The sequence below is a fragment of the Paenibacillus sp. J22R98 genome (assembly GCF_059383835.1).
Genome location: NZ_JBXENW010000002.1, coordinates 673,039 through 694,479, shown reverse-complemented (window position 1 = coordinate 694,479; position 21,441 = coordinate 673,039). Strand labels below are relative to the sequence as shown.

Genomic DNA, 21,441 nt, shown 5'->3' with positions numbered 1-21,441 from the left:
TAAAAAGAGGCAAAGGTACACGACTGCTCCCTCTGCCTCTTTGGCTTTTTTACTTCTTACTAACTAATCATCCGTATTATTTTTTTAAGCCTTGCTTCACGAGGAACTCATCCCATTGCTTCTGAATTTCCTGATCGATCTTCTCTTGACCTGCCGCTTTCAGCTTCTCGATATATTTCGGCATAATTTCAGCAGGATCCACAGCACCGGTTTCCAGTGCTTGCGCAAATTCATTGTTTACCGCATTTGTATTAGCAAGCTCTGATTTAATCGGATCTTGATTAACGGAGAAGCCATACGATGCCGCAACCATGGCACTGTTGTTCAGGTCGATCGTTTTTTGCCATACATCAGGCGTTTGCGGCGCTTTCAGGTAAGCATTGAACTGGTTACCGAATACCCAGTCTACATTCGGCGCATAGCCGGAATCTTTGATCGGCTCGATGTAGTCGCCGTCTTTCTTCGTGTAGTGTTTGCCTTCAATACCGTAGCAAATCAAGTTGTACAGGTATTTATCTGTGTTTAACAGGTTGATGAACATCAAAGCGCGTTCAGGGTTTTTGCTTGTTTTGCTGATGACTTGCATAGCGCTGGCAATCCCCGTGAAGTAGCTGTCGGAAATCGGAGCATAGACGACTTCATTGCCGCCATTATTGTTCATTTCATCAATCTCGCCGCCCGGCTTAGTTGTAAATTCGATACCGACCGCGACATTGCCTTTCTTCTCCAGATCCCCGAAGTTTTTGAGAATCGGAGCATCCTCATTGATGTAGCCTGCTTTATACCATCTGTGCATCGTTTCGTAGTATTCTTTCTTCGTATTGATTTGCTCTTCACCTGTCAAAATGGAATAGTTCGGGTCGTCTTTCTTGTACGAAACGGCCAATCCATCCGTGCCAACCCAGTCAGGACTTGTATAGATGCCCCATGAGTTCATGCCCATACCGAACGGAATAACATCCGGTTCGCCTTCTTTAATCTGTTTCAGGAATGGTTCGATGTCTTTGTACGTATGAATGGTGCTCACGTCGAGGTTGTATTTGTCGGCAAAACGTTTCTGAATGACCAAACTCTTCGTTTTAGCTGCAACCTGGTAAACCGGGAAGCCATACACTTTACCGTCATTGGCTTTCATATCCGGCCAGAATTTATCCGGAATATTGGCGCGTGCTTCAGGTGCATATTTACTGATCATGTCGTCGGTAAGCTCAAGCAATGCGCCTTTATCAATATTCGCTTGATAGCTGAGCAGCCAGTACTTGGAGCCCCATGCGACATCGAATTCTTCTCCGGCAGCCATGATTGTATTCAGCTTCGGATCGTATTCATCGAAAGAAAGCGGCTTCAAATCAACCGTTGCGTTAATTTTCTCTTTCAAATATTTATTGATTTCATCATTGACGGCTTGTTGATCCGGACCTGGCGGGTTACTCGGATAGTAGAACGTCAATTTAACTTCCGGCAGCTCTTCTTTGGCCGGCTCTTCTGCCGTATTGTTCGCAGCCGGTTCTGTAGTTGTATTGGTTGTATCCGTTGCAGCCGTATTCTCACTCGCATTCGTGTTCTTGTTATTCCCGTTGTTATTGCTGGAGCAAGCTGCAATGATGCTGAAGCATAGAAGTAGTAAACACCATTTAAGCACAGTAGACGATGATTTCATTTTCACTTGAAAGACACCTCCGTTTTTAGTTAACCCCATACCTTGTATTTAAGCAATAACAAACTTCACAGTCCCTTTCCTGCTCACCCCCTCTCAAGAAATACCGTTACCCTTTCAAGGATCCTACTGTGATGCCCTTCACAAAAAACTTCTGGAAGAAGGGGAAGATCACGAGCATCGGTCCACCTGCCAGAATCGCCATCGCCATTCGAACTGACAGCGTAGGGAAATTGGCAAATTGCAGCTTGCTTGCCGCTTCAGCCAGCGGTGAATTGGCGAGAAACTCGATCTGCGACAAAATCCGAACAAGCAGCAGCTGCAGCGGCACAAACTTATCGTTATCAATAAAGAGCAAGGATGTGAACCAATCATTCCAGTAGGCGAAAGAAATGAACAGTCCAAGCGTCGCAAGTGCAGGCGTCGATAAGGGAAGTATGATTTGGACAAATATCCGTGTTTCGCTGGAACCGTCTACTTTTGCAGATTCAATGATTTCAAGCGAGATCTTGTCCAAGAAGCCCTTCATAATGAGAATATTGTAGGGACTGAGCAGCAGCGGGATGATAAGCGCGCCGAGCGTGTTTTTGAGATGCAAATATTGAGTCATCAGCATATAGAACGGGATTAATCCGCCATTGAACAATAAGGTGAAGAACACATAGAAAGTAAGCGGGCGGTTATATCGAAAATCTCGCCGAGAGATCGGGTACGCGGTCAGCGCGGTAAGCAGCAGCGCAATCACGGTACCAATCACCGTAATCGTAATCGTGACGCCATAGCCGCGGAGCATAATGGTCGGTTCCTTCAACACAATCCGAAATGCCTCCAAACTAAACTCACTCGGAATGAAGCGGTATCCGTTCTGAACGAGACTGTTCTCGGAGGTAATCGATACTGCGATGACGAGCAAGAACGGAAGCACGATGAGCGCGCTGACAATAAGGAAAAATGCATTGATGAACCAATTGGATTGCTGCATGGATTTCGCATTCGACATAATCCCAATTCCTCCTAGAATAAAGCGCTGTCCTTATCGACTCTACGCACCAAATAATTCGCTGATACAATGGTCACCAAGCCGACCACAGACTGCAGGAATCCGACAGCTGCGCCTGAGTTAATGTCACCCAGCTTCGTAAGCGCACGATAAACGTAAGTATCAATAATGTCTGTCGTCGCAAAGTTAAGTCCCACGTTATTAGGTACAAAGTAGTGCAAACCGAAATCCCCGCGGAAAATATTGCCCAGTCCGAGAATAAACAAAATAATAATAAGCGGCTTCAGCAGCGGCAGCGTGATTCGCGTCATCATTTGTACTCTGGAAGCACCGTCGAGTCGGGCCGCTTCGTAATATTCGCTGTTAATGCCCATAATGCCGGCGTAGTAGACGAGTGTGGAGAAGCCGACACCCTTCCATATCGATACCAAAGGAAGGATAAAGAGCCATGGCGTTGTCTCAAAATACCATTTGTGCGGCTCCATCCCGATGTTCTGCAGAATATTGTTCAAATAACCGCTCTTATGCTCCAGAAAGGCGTAGGCTATATAGCCGACAAGGACGAGCGATATAAAGTAAGGCAGAAACATCGCGGTCTGGTAAATTTTCACCATTCGCCCTGATACTTCATTAAGCAGCAGTGCGAAGAGCAGCGCGGTTACCGTGCCAAGCACGATATACACGCAGTTATACAACAAGGTGTTCCGAATGATACGCAGTGCATCCTGCGACTTAATGAGAAACTCAAAGTTATCGAAGCCTACCCACCTGCTGCCGAAGATGCCTTGATCATACCGAAAGAACTTAAACGCAAGAATCAAACCGACCATCGGGAAATAATTGATGACTAATTTGTAAAGAATGCCCGGCACGGCGAGCAGCAGCAGCTCTCTGTTCTTGCGCAAATGCCGCCATTCCCGGCCTAGCCAGTTTCCTTTGCTGCTTTGTCCCGAATTCCTCATGACTTGTGACCTCCTCCTTCTGACCTTCATGTTGCCATGCCCAGAGCACGAAATATAGAATACGATTTTCGAAAAGCTGTATCCGGCACGTGTAAAATGTTCGAATTTATGCAGTTTACATGCCTGCAGATACAATAAAACCGCCGTTCCCACTGCCTCAAGAGGCATTGTGGGAACGGCGGTCAAAGGACAAGTCCGTTATGAGATGGATTTCTTCATCCGGTATTCCTTCGGCGTGCTTCCGAACTTCCCTTTGAATAGCCTGAAGAAATAGCTCGGATTCGAATAGCCGCATTTCTCCATAATTTCGATGACTGTATAATCATCGGTTTCAAGCAGCAGCTGCGCATGTTTTAGTCGAACCTCATTCATATACTCCGTAATGGACATGGAGGTGCTGTCTTTAAACATCTTGCCGATGTATGCCGACGAGAGTTTAACGGTAGCCGCGATCGACTGCTGACTTAAATTAATGTCAGCGTACTTCTGTTCAACCAATTCCTTGATCGTCTCCAGAATCATATCGTTGCGCTCCATCGTTGCCGGACGCTGACCTTCGCAGATCCTCGCGCAAAGCGACAGCAGCGCAATATACATTTCCTCCAGCGTTTCTTTCTCCTGCGTAATTTGAGTCGCGTATTCCAAATCGACATCAAATTTGATGACCCGGTTATTCGCGATCTCCGCTGCCGTATTCTTCACCACCCAAGCCAAGTTGGAGACCGCTCTAAGCATATCGTCATACCCGAACGTCGCCAGCAATGTAAATGCCTTCTCGAGCTCGCTTCCCGCCTCGGACATTTGGCCTTTCTTCAGCGCCTCAGAGAGCTTGCGTTCAATAACATCCGGGATAGCGGATTGCTTGTTGAACAAATTCTCCTTGATTTGATCGGGGGTTATCACCGCCATATGGCCATAGATGATCTTGTAATTACACACTTGCAGCGCCTGATTATAGGCCGACGAAATGTACGGAAATTGTGGAATAGGATCGCTTACTCCGCAGGAGAGCGATATGCCATAGAAATGAAGAATCGTTTCCTGAATTTCTCGCACAATCGGCACAACCTGCTCAGCCAGCATTGCTGCTTGTTCTTGTGCACTTTCGGCAGTACCTTTGTCTGTATTAGGCGATTGTCCAGAAACAATCAGCACCACGTGGTCGCCTCGCACCTCCACCACTTCGCAGAGATACCGTTTCGCCATGATTTCATTGGCAATGTTGACGATTGCAAAGCTGTAGAGCTTCTTCGCAGCGCCTGTCGTATTGCGATCAAACGCCTGAAATTCATCGATCCGCAGCACGCAGACGAGCAGCTCCTCCTTCACCGAGATGCCAAGTCCATGCTTCTCGATCACTTCGAGCATATCATGATGCGTAAACAGACTGCTGTCCATCAGCAGCTTGCGCAAATAGTATTTGCTCACGATTTGCTCCGAGCTGATTTCCTGCAGCTTGTGCGAGAGCCGCATATAATTGTCGCTCATCAAATGCAGCTCATCGCCGTCGAATGGCGCTGCACTCGACTCCCCTCTTGGTGATTGCAGGCGAATACGGCGCAGCATCCGTTCAATCGGCGTATACAGCTTGTAGGACAGCCAAATCGACAAGCCGATGGACAGCACCAGGAAAATACCCGTAATGGCGAATGATTTCGTCCGCGTTGACCGAACATCCTTCATCATTAAATCGTAAGACTGCACATAGATGATCGTCCAATTTCGAACGCCGTCATCCATATAGGATACGAGCTGCTTGCTGCCGTCGATCTTGCCAACGACAAAGCCGGATTGCTGCTGGTTCATCGCTTTATCTCGCTGGACCAGCTGTTTGATTTGATCTCTCTTAGCCTTGTCCTGATCGGTTACGGCATCATCCGAAGAATAGAGATGGCCGTCTTGATCGGCAATGTAAATTTCATTGCCCTCTTTGTCATTGCTGACCGCATCCATCCTCTTCAAGCTCTCGAACACCCAATCGGATTTGATGTACAGAATGATCGCCGATTCCGCCCTGGAGAACGGTTTAAGTGAGTTCGTAACGAGAAAAGCAAAAGCATCGATGCCTCCGTCTGCCTTCTCCAGGCTGACAGGAATAAGTCTTGACGTAGGATGGGGCTTTGAAGGATTAAAGAGCCACTCGCGGATGCTTGCTTTTGTTTTGCCGCCGTCCAGCAGGAAGGCGCTTGTCGTGCCGTAAATTTCATTTTGCGTGTGATTATAAATTGCAATGGAATGAAGAAAGGAAGCGCTCTCCATAATGCTCGACATCCGCTGATAGCCGCGTATAAAATCCATCTTAGGCAGCTTCTCATCGAATAGAAGTGTAGCGAGCAGATTGTCTTTATTCACATAGTTGGATAGATGATTGATAATTTCATTCATGTACGAGAGGTTATATTGAATTTGCGATAATACCTTGAGGTTGGACTGCTCTTGGTTGCGTCTGACGGAGTCTTCGAGCACATACGTATTAGCTACGGCTAATGCCATGAGCACTATGACCATGGAAAGCATAATGGAGATTAAAACACGCTGCAAATATTTTTTCGACTTGTATATACCGAAGCCTTTCACAGTTGCTCCCCCTTTAGCACGGAAACTTCGCTTACCTATTATTATGGCAAATTGTAAGTAAGTCTGCTATATCAATTTCACGCGGTGCCGTAAAGCCGGTTTCTTTACGAAGACCGTTTTTTTCATTATAATTAGCCATTAAAGAGGTGTGACATGATCATAATTAAAACAAAAGATGAAATCGAGCATATGCGCAAAGCAGGCGAAATTCTCGCAGCCTGCCACCGCGAAATCGCGAACATGATTAAACCCGGCATCACAACCAATGAAATTGATCAGTTTGCTGAGAAATTTATGGAGCAGCACGGCGCGAAGCCGGAGCAGAAAGGTTATAAGGGCTACGCGTACGCGACCTGCGCCTCCGTCAACGACGTCATTTGTCACGGCTTCCCTTCGGCAACTCCGCTGAAGGAAGGCGATATCGTCACCATCGACATGGTCGTCAACTTGAATGGCTGGCTGGCTGACTCCGCTTGGTCATACGCGGTAGGCAAAGTATCCGCACAAGCGAAGAAACTGCTACAAGTAACTGAAGAAGCGATGTACAAGGGGATCGAGCAAGCCGTTGTGGGCAACCGCATGGGCGATGTGTCGAACGCGATCCAGAAGCATGCTGAAGCAGAAGGCTTCTCCGTTGTTCGTGAATTTATCGGTCATGGCATCGGGCAGGATATGCATGAAGAACCGCAGGTACCGCATTATGGTCCTCCGGGACGCGGAATTAGGCTGAAAGCCGGCATGGTCATGACCATCGAGCCGATGCTGAACACAGGCGTGTGGCAAAGCAAAATCGATTCCGATGGATGGACTGCCCGCACGATGGACGGCGGACTCTCCGCTCAATATGAGCATACCATCGCCATTACGGACGAAGGTCCGATTATTCTTACCAAACAATAGGATGTAAAAAGGCTGTCTCCACCAATGCGCTGCGGCGCATTGGTGGAGACAGCCTTTTCTATTTCGCTGATGGTGCGGCGAGTGCCTCTACGAGAAGCATTTCTCCACAAGCGCCATCCGGATATACAAGCCATTCTGAGCTTGTCTGAAGTAGGCCGCCCTCGGGTCGCTGTCTACCTCAGGATGAATTTCTCCGGCACGCGGCAGCGGATGAAGAATCATCGCATTTCCCTTCATCTCATCTAGCAGCTTGCGATCGATTATATATTTCCCTTCCGCCTTGCTGTACTCCTCCGGCGAAGGGAATCGCTCCTTCTGAATCCGCGTCTGGTAGAACACATCCGCCGTCTTGGCAATGCCGGACAGATCGGTTGTTTCCTCGTAGGATATGCCCTTCTCATCCAAGTACTGCTTCACGTAGGAAGGGATACGAACATTATCCGGTGAGATAAAGGACAAATGAACATCCTTGTAATTCGCGAGCAGATAGCTCAAGGAATGCACGGTCCTGCCATAAGTCAGGTCCCCGATCATCGCGATATGCAGCCCGTCGATATGGCCGAATTCCTTCTGAATCGTATACAAATCAAGGAGTGCCTGGGTTGGATGCTCGCCGGAGCCGTCCCCCGCATTGATAACCGGTACATTCGAAACCGCTGCGGCGCGTTTCGCGGCGCCAATATCCGTATGACGCATGACGATGAGATCGCTGTAGCCCGAAATGATGCGAATCGTATCTTCCAGCGTTTCTCCTTTAATCGTGGACGAGAATTGGCTTGCATTCTCCGTGCCGATTACGCGGCCGCCCAGTCGGTGCATGGCCGATTCGAAGGAGAAGCGGGTACGTGTGCTCGCCTCGAAGAAGAGCGTGCTCATTATTTTGTTCGGGAAACGCTGGTTTCCGCCTTCCCGCGCCACCTGCTCCATCTCTTTCGCTGATTCGAACAGCTCCTCCAGCTCTCCTCGATCGAATTGCTTCGCTCCGAGTACATGATACAATCCACTCATTCTTCGCCATCCCCTTTTGCGCGTTGTCCATTCGATTATAAGCCAGTCCTACTCGTACATTCAAACCATGCCAATGATAAATTACCCAATAATCAGCTTCTCTTCGGGGTACTTAATATCCGGCTTCTTCTTACCGGACGTGAATAAGGAGAAGAACAAGAACATCCCGATTCGACCGATGAACATGAGCAGAATGAGGGTGATTTTGCCTGATATGTGAAGCGACCCCGTTATGCCCGTCGACAGCCCGCATGTACCGAATGCGGAAGCGACCTCGAACAGCACAGCCGAGAGATCATAACGGTGCGCTTCCGCCATGAGCACAGCGAATATGCCTATAATGACGAGCAGCACGGACATCGCAAAAAACACAAAGCTCTTATAGACGTCATCCTTGCTAATCGAGCGGTTGAACAGCCGAATCTCCTTCTCGCCTTTGGCAAAGTTGATCATCACGATCACAATAATAGCGATCGTCGTCGTTCGGATACCTCCGCCAACGCTTGACGGACTCGCCCCGATAAACATCAGTACCGAGATGAGCAGCTGTGACGCCTGATGCAGCGAGGATATATCGATGATCGTAAGGCCGGCGCTGCGCGATGTGATGGAAGTAAACAAAGCATTCATCAGCTGTTGGGGAATAGGCATATTCGCGAAGGAATGACCCGCTTCCGTCAGCCATATCACGACAAAGCCGAGCAGGATGAGCACGGCGTGCGTGACCATCGTAACCTTCGTGAATAAGGAAAACCGAAACCGTTTATTCTTATGTCTTGCCCATTCCGTCAGCTCAGCAAGAACGGGAAAACCGACAGCCCCAAGCACAATGAGCGCCATCGTTACGCTTTGTACGAAGTAGTCGTCCGAGTAACGAATGAGTGAATCCCCAAACAAGTCAAAACCCGCATTTGTAAAGGCTGAAACGGCATGGAATAACCCGTTAAACATGGCACTCCATAGCGTGTCCGAAGCGCCGCTCGTATAGAAATACACGCTGAATAGGATCGTTCCCAGCAGCTCGATCGCGAGCGTGAGCAGCAGCACCAGCTTCATCAGCTGCATGAGTCCTGACAGCTGGTTCCGATTCTGATCGATCATGATGAGCTTACGCTCCAGCAGGCCGACCCGCTCTCCCAGCAGGAACCAATAGAAGCTGCCGAGCGTCATGATGCCGATCCCGCCGAATTGGAAGGCAAAGATGAGCACCGCCGCGCCGAAGACGCTGAACGAATCGCCTGTGCTGACTGTCGTAAGTCCCGTAACACTCACTGCGCTGGCGGCCGTGAATAAGGCATCAATGAATGACAAACGCACGCCGGGCTTCCAGCTGACAGGCAGCATGAGCAGCAGCGTAATGAATAAAATCCCGATTACATAAGCGGATACGATGAGCCTTGCAGGTGACATTTTCCGAATGATTGCACGCAGCATGAACCGACTTCTCCCTCTCTTAATCTTCAATAAGTTCAATTTTACCAGTGTAAGCGAACATGCGATACCCCATACCCTGATCCCAAATAGCAAAAAAAGCAGTGCGTGAGGTTAATCACGCACTGCCCTTTACTGATTATAAGTGCTAGTTAATTAATTTTGCATTTTTCAGCAATTTCTCCACGATGACCGATACTTCCGCACGGCTGATGTTGGTAGTCGGATGCAGGGAGTGCGTTGCATCTCCGGATACGATTCCGAATTTCACGTTAACAGCCACTGCCGATCGTGCCCATTCGCTAACGGTTCCTTGATCTTTAAAGCTTGCAAGAGCGCTGGCGATGCCGCTTGCTTGGATTGTCGTGTCGTAGCCTGCCCATTTCATTGCGCGTGCCAGCATAGACATGGCTTCTTGACGAGTTACATATTTATTCGGTGCAAAATTGTTCTCCGTCACGCCTGAGATGAGGCCGTATTCGTAGGCTGCAGAAACGGATTTCGCATACCATACGTTTGCGGCTACATCTTGGAACTGTGACGTAGTTTTGCTTGCTTTGATACCCAGCGCTTTCACAAGAATCGTTGCGAACTCTGCTCTTGTCATATTACCGCTAGGATTAAACTTACCGGCGGATTGACCCTTCACGATCATTCTGGAAGCTAGGTCTTCAATTGCAGACTTTGCCCAGCCGGACTTCACATCTTGGAATGCAACTTGCTCATTTTGGCTAACAACTGCGTACATGCTGTTCGTCAAGCTGTTGATTGTCACAACCGTTTTGCCGTCTTTCTCTTCGATCCATGTCGGCACTTGACGCATCGTGCCGTCTTCGTCGATTACAACACCAGTGGAAACGTTGTTCGATCCGGACGGAATCGCAATGCTGCGCTGTACATAACCATTGAATTTATCCATGATAACTTCTTTGCCTTCATAAGAAGCAACCATGTTAAACGATACCGGTGCTCCAACGATTGTCGTATTGTTTGCTGCTGCGGATTTGTCGATTGTTTGCTGCTCTTCTGCAGTAGGCTTCACAATTTGAATCGAAATTTGAATATCGTTCAAATCCAAGCCATTTCCGAGAAGGATCGATGCTGCATGCAGATCCAATTCAGTCGTATCGAGCGTATAAGATGCGCCCGGAGCCGTAAATACGATCGTCGCTTGCTTGTTAACAAGCTCTTGTACCGTTTGCGCGCTTAGAACGGCTTGAGCAACATCGCTCGCTTTCTCCGATTTCAGGTTGACGATTACACCGGCTGCACGATTCTTCAGTGCTTCTTGAAGTGCTGCATCGTCTACTTTAACGGAAGCAATCGTGCGGCCTGCTTCTACTGTTTCAGTCACTTTGCTTGGCGCGTCGATTGCTTTGCTATCAGTACCAGTGCCTGTGCCTGTGTCTCCTCCGCCAATTGCGCCGCCGCCAATGCCGCCACCCGATGGAGCATCTGCTTTGGCAGGGTCATGCAATACAACAACTTTAATGGACTTCTGCATTGGATCTGCACCATTCTTACTTGTTGTTGCTGTCAGCGTGACTTCTGCATCTGGCTGAGATTTAGAAGGTCTTACTACTGTTCCATTCGCTGCGATAACAGATGGATTACTCGAAGTCCATGCGACGGACGTTCCGTAATTGCCTGCTGTCGGCAGGTTCAGGTCGGTTGTTACCGCTTGTTGATCCGCGTTATCCTGCTTAATCAAATTCCATACGATTGCAGCCTGTGCCGCTTGCACGGATTCACCGTCATTCGTATCCGCACTTCTGATATAGAAGTCGTATCTTTCCCACATGTAGTAGCCGTTCAGCGTAAATCTCGCATAGAGGCTGGCACCTTGGTTGCCTTCTTCTGCAGTCGGTCTGGTTACTTTACCCGCTGCGGAGAGATACGGAGAAGGATCTCCAACACCATAGCCGTTATCCGATTCCCAAATAATCGCACCTCCGCCATCGAAGCTTGCAGGCAGCACCAAGTCTTGCGTGACATCGATCTCAGAGACGTTCTTGCCGAGCAATTTCTTGACATCGAGTGCTTGAATGGCTCTGCGAATCTGCGTCTCGATTTGATTGTCCATATCTGCCTTAACGGTTACATCGAATGTATTCGTCTTCGTCACAGTGCCATCTGTTACAGTCGCAGTCAGATGTACAACTGCATCCGGTTCGCCAAATACCGGTTTATAAACGATTCCTTCATTGGTCACATACTGAGTCGTATCTGAGCTCCAACTAATCGATGTGCCGTTAGCACCATGTAATGGTAGTGTCAGCGCTTCTCTGATATCTGTTGGATCGAGGTTGGCACCGCGAATCGTATCCCATGTCAGATACGAGAGATCCTCATCAACAGGGTCAACCGAGTTAAGTGCCGGAACCTTCACGGTGAATGGCACCGTAACGGACTCCGTTCCTCTTGTAACTGTGGCAGTCAGCGTGACGTCCGTATCAACCGATTGTCTGGTTACCAGACCTTCATTCGAAATGATATTCGGCGTACTGCTCCAGCTGATCGTCGTTTGAGTGGCTTTGTCATAAGTCGGCAACGCCAGATTCGTATAAGCCTTATTCAGCTCGCCATCCGGATTCTGGCCTTTGATGCGATCCCACGTCAATCCGTTAGCAACATCCGATACGAGACCTCCATCGGAAGCTTCTGATCCGGCGAAACGGAATACATCAATATTGAGTACCAAGGGATGATTACCTGTGAACGATGTTTTAGCGTTCGGCATGACTTTGCCGCCGTCAATCTCGAACATGTTATGACCGGGCTTAAGATCAGTTGCGGTAAAGCTGAACGTATGCACGCCATCAGGCTTTCCATCACCATCGATATCTGCCGTATCCGCAAGCTTCTGAACCAATCCTTCAGCCTGCAGATCCCAACCAAATGTTTGCATCCATTCAGTACCAAACAAATTTCTGTACATATTTCTGACTTCAATCGGTGTTTCAATCGTCCATTCTCTGGCTTTATGCCAATCAACCATGAGTGCATAAATATCACTCACCGGATCCGTTACGGTTCCTGTAATGGTGAATGTGTCGTCATTGGTGTAGTAGGATACGGTATTGGCCGGATCCTTCATAGCACCGTCCAGATCTACCCGTGTCTCGACATTGTCTTTGTACAGATCGATGTAAGACACCGATTTATTGCCCATATAGTCAATGACCGTTACCGGAATTTGACTATATCCTTGACCGTATCCGCCTGCATCCCGATAACCTGTTAATTGGCGATCGAAGAGATAAGTGCCCGCAGGATAAAAAATTTCCTGACCGTTTTGGCTAGCTCTAAAATCTTTGGAAAGATAATGGAGAACAGCCGACTCCTGCTGATCGCCCATTAACAATACCGGTGCAAAATCAGGATTAGGATTTAAAGGATCACTACCATTTGGCGTTGTCAAAGTTCCGGAAAGATACGGATCATCGGACTCCGAATGAACTTCCCTATCCATTCCGTCGAAGTCTACAACTGCTTCATCTGTCGATAGCGTTCCGGCAGCTTTGATTGGGATACTATCAATTAATGTACCGCCATTCATCACATCAACAGTCGTATCATTGACATTGGCATTATAGCTAACGGTGCTGGAATCACCTACTGCGTCAACGACTGTGAATACGAGTGTATGAGCGCCTTCGGCCAATTGCACCGGATAACGCAGATTTTCCGGACCGGCGACCGTATGAATAATGCTGCCCATCACTACCGGAGCTCCGCTATCCACTTGTACGCTTACTTTGTAGCCTCTTGATAACACATACTTATCCGAAATGGTCGTATTCAGCATCAAGGATACTGGCCCTTCGCCCGGTGTTACGGCATAGGCTCTCGAAGTCGTCGTACCTGTTTGATCAGCTGCTTGACTCGTGTTCAATGTGATCGTCGGCGCTTCGTTACTTACATAAGTGTCAATCCCGATGAACGGAACACCCGGACTGTTCCAAACTTCGCCATTCTTAAGGAACACATAGCCCACTCTGTACATATCGGGCGCTAAGTCGCTCGGAATTGCGATATCCGCTTCAACCGAGTACTTCTTCTCGATATGATTCGTCAAAGTCGTGGACGTAAAGGCAACATCGACCGGAGTAGTCTTCAGTACAGAGAACCTACCATCGGCCTCGCCCATGATGACAGCTTGAACTTTTTCGAGCTCTTCTCCATAGGCATCAATGCTTAGATTCACATTGCCGCCCGGCTTTACATTGGCATCCCAGTAAAGGCTCCTGACACCATGATTGTAGGATGCCGAGTGGAGATCGATCGTAACGGCGTTCTGGTTATTCTCGATGACGACCGTTTCATCATTGCTTGCATTGCCTGCACGGTCAAATACATAGAGATTGAACACATTTTTGCCGTTCTTCAGCCACGGATCACCGTAATTATCCTTGCCGGATAAGTCAATTTGATAGGTGCCGTCTTCATTTTTCGTGATCAACGGCATTTCAGCCGGCGTCAGTTCAATACCATTCTGTGCGAGAACGACATTCCCATAATTATTAGGTGTAATACTCTCGTCAGCCACTGTGAATTTCAGCGTGTAACCGCCGCTAGCCGCCACTTCCGGACTATTGAAGTCTTCATAGCCTTGGTGCTTCAGAATCGTCACCGCAGGTGCAGTGGTATCCTTGAACACAGGCAGATATACGGTTGGCTGCGGACGAGCACCCGGATAGTCAGCCGTTGCCGTTACCGCAAAATAATATTGACCGTCAGGGACAGGTACGCCTTCATTCGTGCCATCCCAGATCATGTCACCTGTCATAATTGCGGAGGATCCGGATGTATATGGATCCGCTTTAGGCTGCCACTCATCATCCGTTAAATGCGTGACCGGAGTGTGAGTCTGATCCACAACGTCTACATTAAGATGACGTGCATTCCGCAGCAAAGCCAGAAGCGAAACCGGTGCGATTCCCATACGTCGATCGAAGCTAAAGGAATAGAATTTATCTCCCAATGCTTTCTCTTCAGCCGTCTCCGGAAGCGGGTGGAAGAACGTCCCAATTGGCGTCGCTATGCCGATGGACGTTGGCTCATTATGCGCCCATACGCCGGAATCGTCTTGCATGATCGGTGTATCGATGATGCTTGGCTCATCCCATTTACCGTAGAAGCCGTTATATGGCACACTTAGCGCAGGCAAGCTGGCATTAGCCGGCTGAAGTTTGATATAACCTTCGGCAAATGTATTTCTTGTGAAGCTGTTATCAATCGTCAATGTAACATCGATGTTCGCCTTCCCATTAGCCGGAACGGTAATGGTTGTCACATCTTGACCCTTTGAAGTAAATTCCACAGTGGAATCTTTCCTATACTTACTACGGATGTTGTCTGAACTTGAATCTGACGCAACGTTCAGGATATCCTCCATAACGGTGCCGCTTAGATCGTATTTAACCGGCTGGTTCGTCAGATTCGTAGCCGTCAAGGTGAACGTCGTCTCTTCGTCGATTTCTTTCAGGCTGATACCTGCCGTTCCATCCGCCCCTGCTACGACAACAGGCGTTTGCACGGCCAGATCCGGACGAATCATACCGGAGCCTTGTCTTCTCGGTTGATATTGCGTCATGTAATCAGGTGCATCGGCATCCGTTACATAATCACGTACAGCCGGGATCGATGTATTCATCAATAAGTTCTTAACGGTTTGCGCAAATTCCCTCGTACCCGGCGTAAAGCCTTTCGTATCGATCAAAGCTTGCATCACATCCACAACAGCGCCTGCTACATATGGAGCTGCCATCGATGTACCGCTCTCCTGCTCGTAGGCATTATCGGCACCATTAGCAATTGCCGGATCCGAAGATCGGATGGATGACACGATAATATGCCCGGGAGCCATAATATCCGGCTTCAAGTTCAAATCGCTTGTCGTACCCCATGATGTAAAGTCAGTAGGATGACCCGGATTGGAAGCTGAGAAAGCCGAGCCTTCCACATCCGAAACGATCGTAATTGGAATGGCTCCATATTTCTTGATCTTCGCTCCCGCTGCCAATGTTTGAACAACCGCCCCACCAATGCCGACATTACCGCCGCCGTCGTACTCGTTAAATATTGCGATGGCCGATTCCAATACAAGACCATCTGCATTGCTAATGAACGAAAACGGAGTGTCATGCATCATGCCTTGCGGTGACGGAGCTTGATTCTCGTCGCTATTGTTATAGACGATAACGCCACTCGCACCGGCATTCTTCGCATTTGCAACCTTGTCATTGAATGACAGCGATCCGCGCTTAATAAGGACGATTTTACCTGCAATATCTGTTCTGCCTGCAAAATCAGCCGGAACGCCGACTTTATCCGGACCCAAGGAAACGATCGTGTTAGTATCCGATTCAAAGCTATCTAATCCCTCGCCATGAATGACAACGTCCTGCTCGTTCTCATCCATGAATTGGAAGCCGATCGTTCTTTTGTTAATCAAATTGTTCGCGGCAGCTACCGTGAACGAATCCGGATACACGCCGGGAGAACCGATTTTATTCAAATCCGGCGTTTCGCCTAAGCGAATCGTTGATTTCAAATTCTTCGACTGCCCATCATAGGCGTTCGAAGCATTGCCTGCCGCAACGACAACGATATGGCCGGCATCCGTTGCATTGCGGATTGCAATGCCAATCGGATCTTGAGGATCTCTCTCATCGAAGGAGGAGGAGGAACCCAAGCTCATATTGATGGCATCCGCACCAAGGGAAGCCGCATGGTCAATCCCCTTCACGATGTCCTCTTCCAGTGCGCCCGGCAAATGATCGGAGAACACTTTCTCCGCGATGATCTGCGCTTCCGGCGCAACGCCATCTAGGATAGGTCCGGCTCCTGCGGCAATCCCGGCAACGTGAACGCCGTGTGAGCTGGTATTGGAAGTTGGCAATTCAACGCGCGGAATGATGTCATCGTTCTGATCCGCCCAGTTGTAGCCCGCGACTACTTTCAATGAAGTCGAACCGTCTTTTCTCTTATACTTCCCTGTCTTGAATTTCGCTTTCGCCATAGCGCCAGGAGTCGGATCCGGGAACGCTTCGTGGTTATAATCCACGCCCGTATCGACGATCGCAACGACCATGCCTTCACCCTGGTAACCAACAGGCTTCCCTACTGCAGCACCGCTCCACAGATCCTCGATATGCGTAAATTCGTGCTGCTTGTTCAAAGTAGATTCAGCCGGCATGAACGTGCGCTGCAGCGTAACGGATTTCACGCCTGGCAGCGACTTAATATAGTCGATATCGCTAAATTTGATATGATCCACGCTGAAGCCTTTGAAAACATTTTCATATTCTTGCTTGAAAACAACTTGACGAGCTCCCGTCTTCGCGCCTCCGCTTAATTGGTTTATAGCGCCATTTCCCGATAGACCGCTCTGAATGAGGTCTTGTGTAGCCTGAATATCTTCAAGCACTTTATTTCTTGCATTGGTTACAGCTTGCTGCGTTGGACGAGGACCGCTGTTGGCAGCCGTCAGTTGGGAAACGGTTTGTCCTTCCAGCTGTACGATAACATTAACGATATCGTCGGGTTTATACGGATTACCGTCAGCATCTACTAGCTGAACCTTCAACTGACTTTGCACATAACGCTCGCGAGCAGCATTGAGGCTTTCTGCAGCTTGCTGCTTGAAGGCATCAAGCTCCGATTGCGTTAGCGACGAATCGCTGGCATAACTTACGGAGATCCCCTTGTGTTCATCTTCAGCAGGCGTATTCGGAAACAATCCTTGCTGTCCCGGAACTGGGCTTGGAAGCACGGCTCGATCGCCAAATGCAGTTGCCATGTTCGACATCATAAGAGCTGAAACGGACAATACGGCGATGCTCTTGGTGAGTCTTTTTGAGAGTAACTTAGAATAATTCATCTGTTGCAACCCATCCTCTGTCAATTTTTAGTCAACGACAATGTTGACGTCTTCTCTCTAGCGACATACAACTATGCTTTATGGGGTAGATCCTTTGAAGCTGCTTCGATTTCACCGAATGCCCAGAAACTAGCCGGAACGTCAGACCATGTTGCTGCAACTGCCCCGGTTACTTTACTGCGACCCAAGAAATGATTGATCATCGTAACTGCTTCTGCGCGAGTGAGCGAGTTCAGCGGACGGAATGTTCCATCCTCGTAGCCCTTAATAATGCCTTTGGCATAGACCAGTTCGATGGAGGCACGTGCCCAGCTTGTCGTAATATCTTTGAACGTACTTGCTGCCGACGTATCTGCCGAGCCTAGCAGCTTCGCTATAATCGCTGCCATTTCTGCGCGTGTAATGTTTTGACCACCGTGGAAGGTGCCATCGTTATAACCTTTCATGAGGCCCATCTTCGTGACGGTAGAGATCGCATTCTTCGCCCAATAGCTGCCATTAACATCGGAGTACGCAATATCTGCACCTTTTGCTTCGACTGGAGCGATTTGCGCGATAATCGTCGCTACTTCGGCACGCGTGATTTGAGCATTCGGACGGAAAGTACCGTCTTCATAGCCATGCACGAAAGCTTTCTGAACGGTTCCTTCGGCGAGGTAGTTGTCTACGCCCGGAATCTTCACGATGGAGAATGTACTGAATTTAGTTACTTTGAACGATAGACCCTGCTGGCCGGACTTGTCGTATTGGACAACCGTACCGTGGACGAGCTCTTTCGTTCCATCACCATGCTCAATATAGATGGCGATATCATTCAGATCATCCGCGTTCAAATCTCCAAGCGGCAAAACAAGAGTTACAGGCTGTCCCTCAAGATTGGTTGCAATTTCGACAGGCTTGCCGATGACTTTCAATTCATTGCCGCCTGCAACTAGTTGTACCACTGCCTGTTTAACAGCGTTTTTTTCGAATCCGGCCGTATCTTGAATCGGATTAATCGTGAATTGTACATCTGCCTTCGTGCTGTTCAAGGATGTACTTGGAATTTGCACTTGGACTTTAGTCGTATTGATCGCTACATCAGCCTTGGCGTCTGCCAGCTTCTTCACTGCATCGCTTGGAAGCGTTACGGATTGGCTGGACACTTTGTCTTTCTCATCCGTTAGCGTAATGTCCACGGATTTCTTACCTGCAGTTAATGCCTTCGCTGCATCTTCAGCGGATAGAACGACTTCGTCCTTGAATGTTCCGTCCGGTTGCGTAGTGCGAGTATTTGTCGCATCGCCGGCTCGCCCAACCTCTTTGGTTTCACCGTTGCCGACAAATCCACCACCACCACCGCTAGGCGGTATTACTGGATCCGGTTGTTTGATCAAGTCTAACGTTACCGGTAGTACTTGCTCGTCGGATGCCGGTTGCAAAGCTGTTGCTTTAACGCGAACCTTAATTTCATCACCTTCAGCAACATCCGTAATTTCAACCGAAGTTCCCGAAATGGCTGTGTAGGTGCCGTCATTCAACGAATATTCCATTGCGTTTGATACGCCGTTTAACTTCGTCGAGCCGTTGGTAGACCCAACTGCCAGTGTGGCATTCGGTGCTGCTGCAGGCTTAATGTTTGACAATCCGACTACGAGGTCTTGCGCATCCGATGCAGGCTGCCCACTTGTTTGAGCAATTCGCGCAAAAATATGATCGCCCGCGTTAACCGGAATCTCAACAGTTGTTCCTTCGATTGGCGTGTAGGTGCCGCCGTTCCCTACTTTGTACTCCATCCCAGTCGTTACGCCGATCAGCGTAGTTGTCCCACCTGTAGTTCCTAGTTGAAGAGCTCCTGTTGCAGGTGCTGCGGCGGCCTTAATATCCGCTAATGCCACAGTCAACGTTTGCACCGGAGAAGCAGGCACTTCTTCGGTTGCAGGTATGTAGACTTGGATCGTATCGCCGACATTGACCGGAATGTCGATTGAGGTCACGCCTTCAGCAATGGCTTGGTATTCTCCATTTCCTACAGCGTACTGCATCGTCGCATTTATGCCGCTGAGCTTCGTTGTGCCTGCCGTGGAGCCCGGCGATAACGTAGTAGAAGGAGCACCAACCGGCTTAATATTCGCAAGCCCAACAGTCAACGTCTGCTCGCTTGATGCCAGGTGATCTACCGTCGCATCTACGTAAACCTTGATGGTATCGCCGACTTTAACGGCAATGTTATCGATTGAAGTCACACCGTCTGCAATGCTTTCATATGCTCCACCGTTAACGGAGTACTTCATCGTTGCATCTACGCTGCTAAGCTTCGTCGTTCCGGCTGCGGTACCTTGCGATAGCGCTGCAGATGGTGCATCCGCCGGCCCCATCTCCGCAAGCGTTCTTGCCACTACGGTCAGGTTAAATGTCTTGGAATCGGGAGTTGCCGCGCCTCTAGTGATCGTTGCCGTCAAGGTAACCGATTTGTCGCCTTGAGACGGTTTTGGACGAGTTATCGTGCCGTTAGCAGCTATAACCGTTGGATCACTGGATGTCCAAGCAATTGCAGATCCATCAACGCCGCTGGCAGGCAGCGATAGGTTGCTCTTTACTGCGAATGGCGTCTCATCCGTACGGTAGCCAACTGATAAATTGAACTTATCAAAAGCAACCGCATAGGCATCACTAACTGCTGCTGCGCTGACTTTGTTGAGTACAGTACCGAAATCATTGGTATATACGCCATCCAGACTCTGTATATCCAAACCAAGTACCGTTTTCATTCCGTTATTCGATAGGGTAGGGTTGGTTGGGATCTTACTTACAAGCGCGCCAAGATGATCGAATTTATAAACCGCATTATTCGCCATCAAATAGACGTTTCCTGAAGCATCGCTTGAAACAACCGGCATCTTGAATGGACCGGCAACCGGCAATGACGCTTTCATTGCATCGGTCAGTGTTCCGTCCGTTAGGCCGGTAGTAGTGTCGCAAACTAAGAAATAACCATTATCCGATGTAACATAAAGTTTCCCGTTATTAACGGCAATCTCGTTTACTTTGCTTAAAGTCGTTCCAGCCCCTAAATAGTCGCTGCCATCATAAGCAAATCCGGCATCAAGCGTTCCATCCGGATGAAACCTTTTAATGCTTGTACCTCCAAAATTGATATAAAAGAAACCTGCTCCATCCACTGCCAGAGCTTGCGTAACGGCTTGATCGCTATCTTCTAGGCCTAAGTCAACCGGATCGCCAATCGCTGCGGAAGTAAGCAAGTCATATTTCATCGCATAGTTCGTCGCTGCTCCGAATTCTTCTGTGCTAGCTACTTTATAAATGCCGTATAGTGTGTTGCCTACAACAACAATATTTTTAAGGCCGATGTCATTAATTGCATATCTCTTCACGAAATTCCCATTGCCGTCGTACTTCTTGACAACCGTATTGGAAGTTCCCGCGCCAGTAAACCAATCAAAAACCGACGCCACATCGACAACATACATGTTTCCGGCCGCGTCAAAAGTTACGTCAGCGGCACTCGAGTACTTATTATTCGGACTAGTCCCGCCCCAGCCATATTGCTGAACACCGTTGTAGTTTGCTGCCTTCACGGTAACCTCGAAGGTTCTCGTTTCCGAAACGGCATTCTTCGTAATCAATGCTGTCAAATGCACCACTTGATCTACTGATGTAGGACGGTTGACGTTACCATTCTGATTATTAAAATCACTTGCGCCATACATCTTTATATAAGTAGGATTATCTGTCGTCCATACGATCGTTGAGCCCAACGTTCCCGTCGTCGGCAGCAGTAGATTTTGTGTAACGGCAGTGATATCAATAGGAGCATTCGAAACATATTGAAGCGCCAGTGCCGCTGCATCCGCGGCAACTGCATCTGCATCCGTGACAACAGCCAAAGGATTCACTACAACCGCTGCCGCCGCATGCTGTGGAATCGATCCAACTGCAGGTCCTAACAGCAGAAGTGCTGCCAGAGAGCTCTGCATCACTTTATTTCTTACTTGAATCATGGAGATCAGCCCTCATTCTG

9 protein-coding genes are annotated in these 21,441 nt (G+C 48.7%); 1 reads left to right on the top strand and 8 read right to left on the bottom strand.

Annotated features, from left to right (window positions below; all coding sequences use genetic code 11):
* Positions 1-76: 76 nt before the first annotated feature.
* The 4 genes from AC50Y3_RS08545 to AC50Y3_RS08530 all read right to left on the bottom strand — a co-directional run bounded on the left by AC50Y3_RS08545 (position 77) and on the right by AC50Y3_RS08530 (position 6,196).
* Positions 77-1,660, bottom strand: coding sequence for an ABC transporter substrate-binding protein (locus AC50Y3_RS08545; RefSeq protein WP_494818611.1), 1,584 nt, complete (start codon positions 1,658-1,660; stop codon positions 77-79).
* A 106-nt stretch (positions 1,661-1,766) separates the two neighbouring features.
* The gene (locus AC50Y3_RS08540; protein WP_494818343.1) at positions 1,767-2,657 is read right to left on the bottom strand and encodes a carbohydrate ABC transporter permease; all 891 of its coding nucleotides are present in this window, start codon (positions 2,655-2,657) and stop codon (positions 1,767-1,769) included.
* A 14-nt stretch (positions 2,658-2,671) separates the two neighbouring features.
* The gene (locus AC50Y3_RS08535; protein WP_494818342.1) at positions 2,672-3,619 is read right to left on the bottom strand and encodes an ABC transporter permease subunit; all 948 of its coding nucleotides are present in this window, start codon (positions 3,617-3,619) and stop codon (positions 2,672-2,674) included.
* A gap of 198 nt (positions 3,620-3,817) precedes the next feature.
* Positions 3,818-6,196 carry an AraC family transcriptional regulator gene (locus AC50Y3_RS08530; protein WP_494818341.1) on the bottom strand — a complete coding sequence of 793 codons (2,379 nt, stop codon included), beginning with the start codon at positions 6,194-6,196 and terminating at the stop codon, positions 3,818-3,820.
* 153 nt (positions 6,197-6,349) lie between these two features.
* Here AC50Y3_RS08530 and map point away from each other — a divergent pair, with 153 nt between their 5' ends.
* Positions 6,350-7,096 (top strand): type I methionyl aminopeptidase, encoded by a 747-nt coding sequence (gene map / locus AC50Y3_RS08525; RefSeq protein WP_494818340.1) that lies wholly within the window; start codon positions 6,350-6,352, stop codon positions 7,094-7,096.
* 87 nt (positions 7,097-7,183) lie between these two features.
* Here map and pyrB read toward each other — a convergent pair whose 3' ends face one another.
* The 4 genes from pyrB to AC50Y3_RS08505 form a co-directional block, all read right to left on the bottom strand.
* Positions 7,184-8,104: an aspartate carbamoyltransferase gene (gene pyrB, locus AC50Y3_RS08520; RefSeq protein WP_494818339.1), complete on the bottom strand. Its 921-nt coding sequence runs from the start codon at positions 8,102-8,104 to the stop codon at positions 7,184-7,186.
* An 81-nt stretch (positions 8,105-8,185) separates the two neighbouring features.
* A complete protein-coding gene (locus AC50Y3_RS08515; RefSeq protein WP_494818338.1) occupies positions 8,186-9,538 on the bottom strand; it encodes a TrkH family potassium uptake protein in 1,353 nt (450 codons plus the stop codon).
* Between the two features lie 145 nt (positions 9,539-9,683).
* Positions 9,684-17,420: an immunoglobulin-like domain-containing protein gene (locus AC50Y3_RS08510; RefSeq protein ID WP_494818337.1), complete on the bottom strand. Its 7,737-nt coding sequence runs from the start codon at positions 17,418-17,420 to the stop codon at positions 9,684-9,686.
* A gap of 71 nt (positions 17,421-17,491) precedes the next feature.
* Entirely contained in the window at positions 17,492-21,421 is a 3,930-nt protein-coding gene (locus AC50Y3_RS08505; protein ID WP_494818336.1) for an immunoglobulin-like domain-containing protein, read from the bottom strand.
* Between the last annotated feature and the right edge of the window lie 20 nt (positions 21,422-21,441).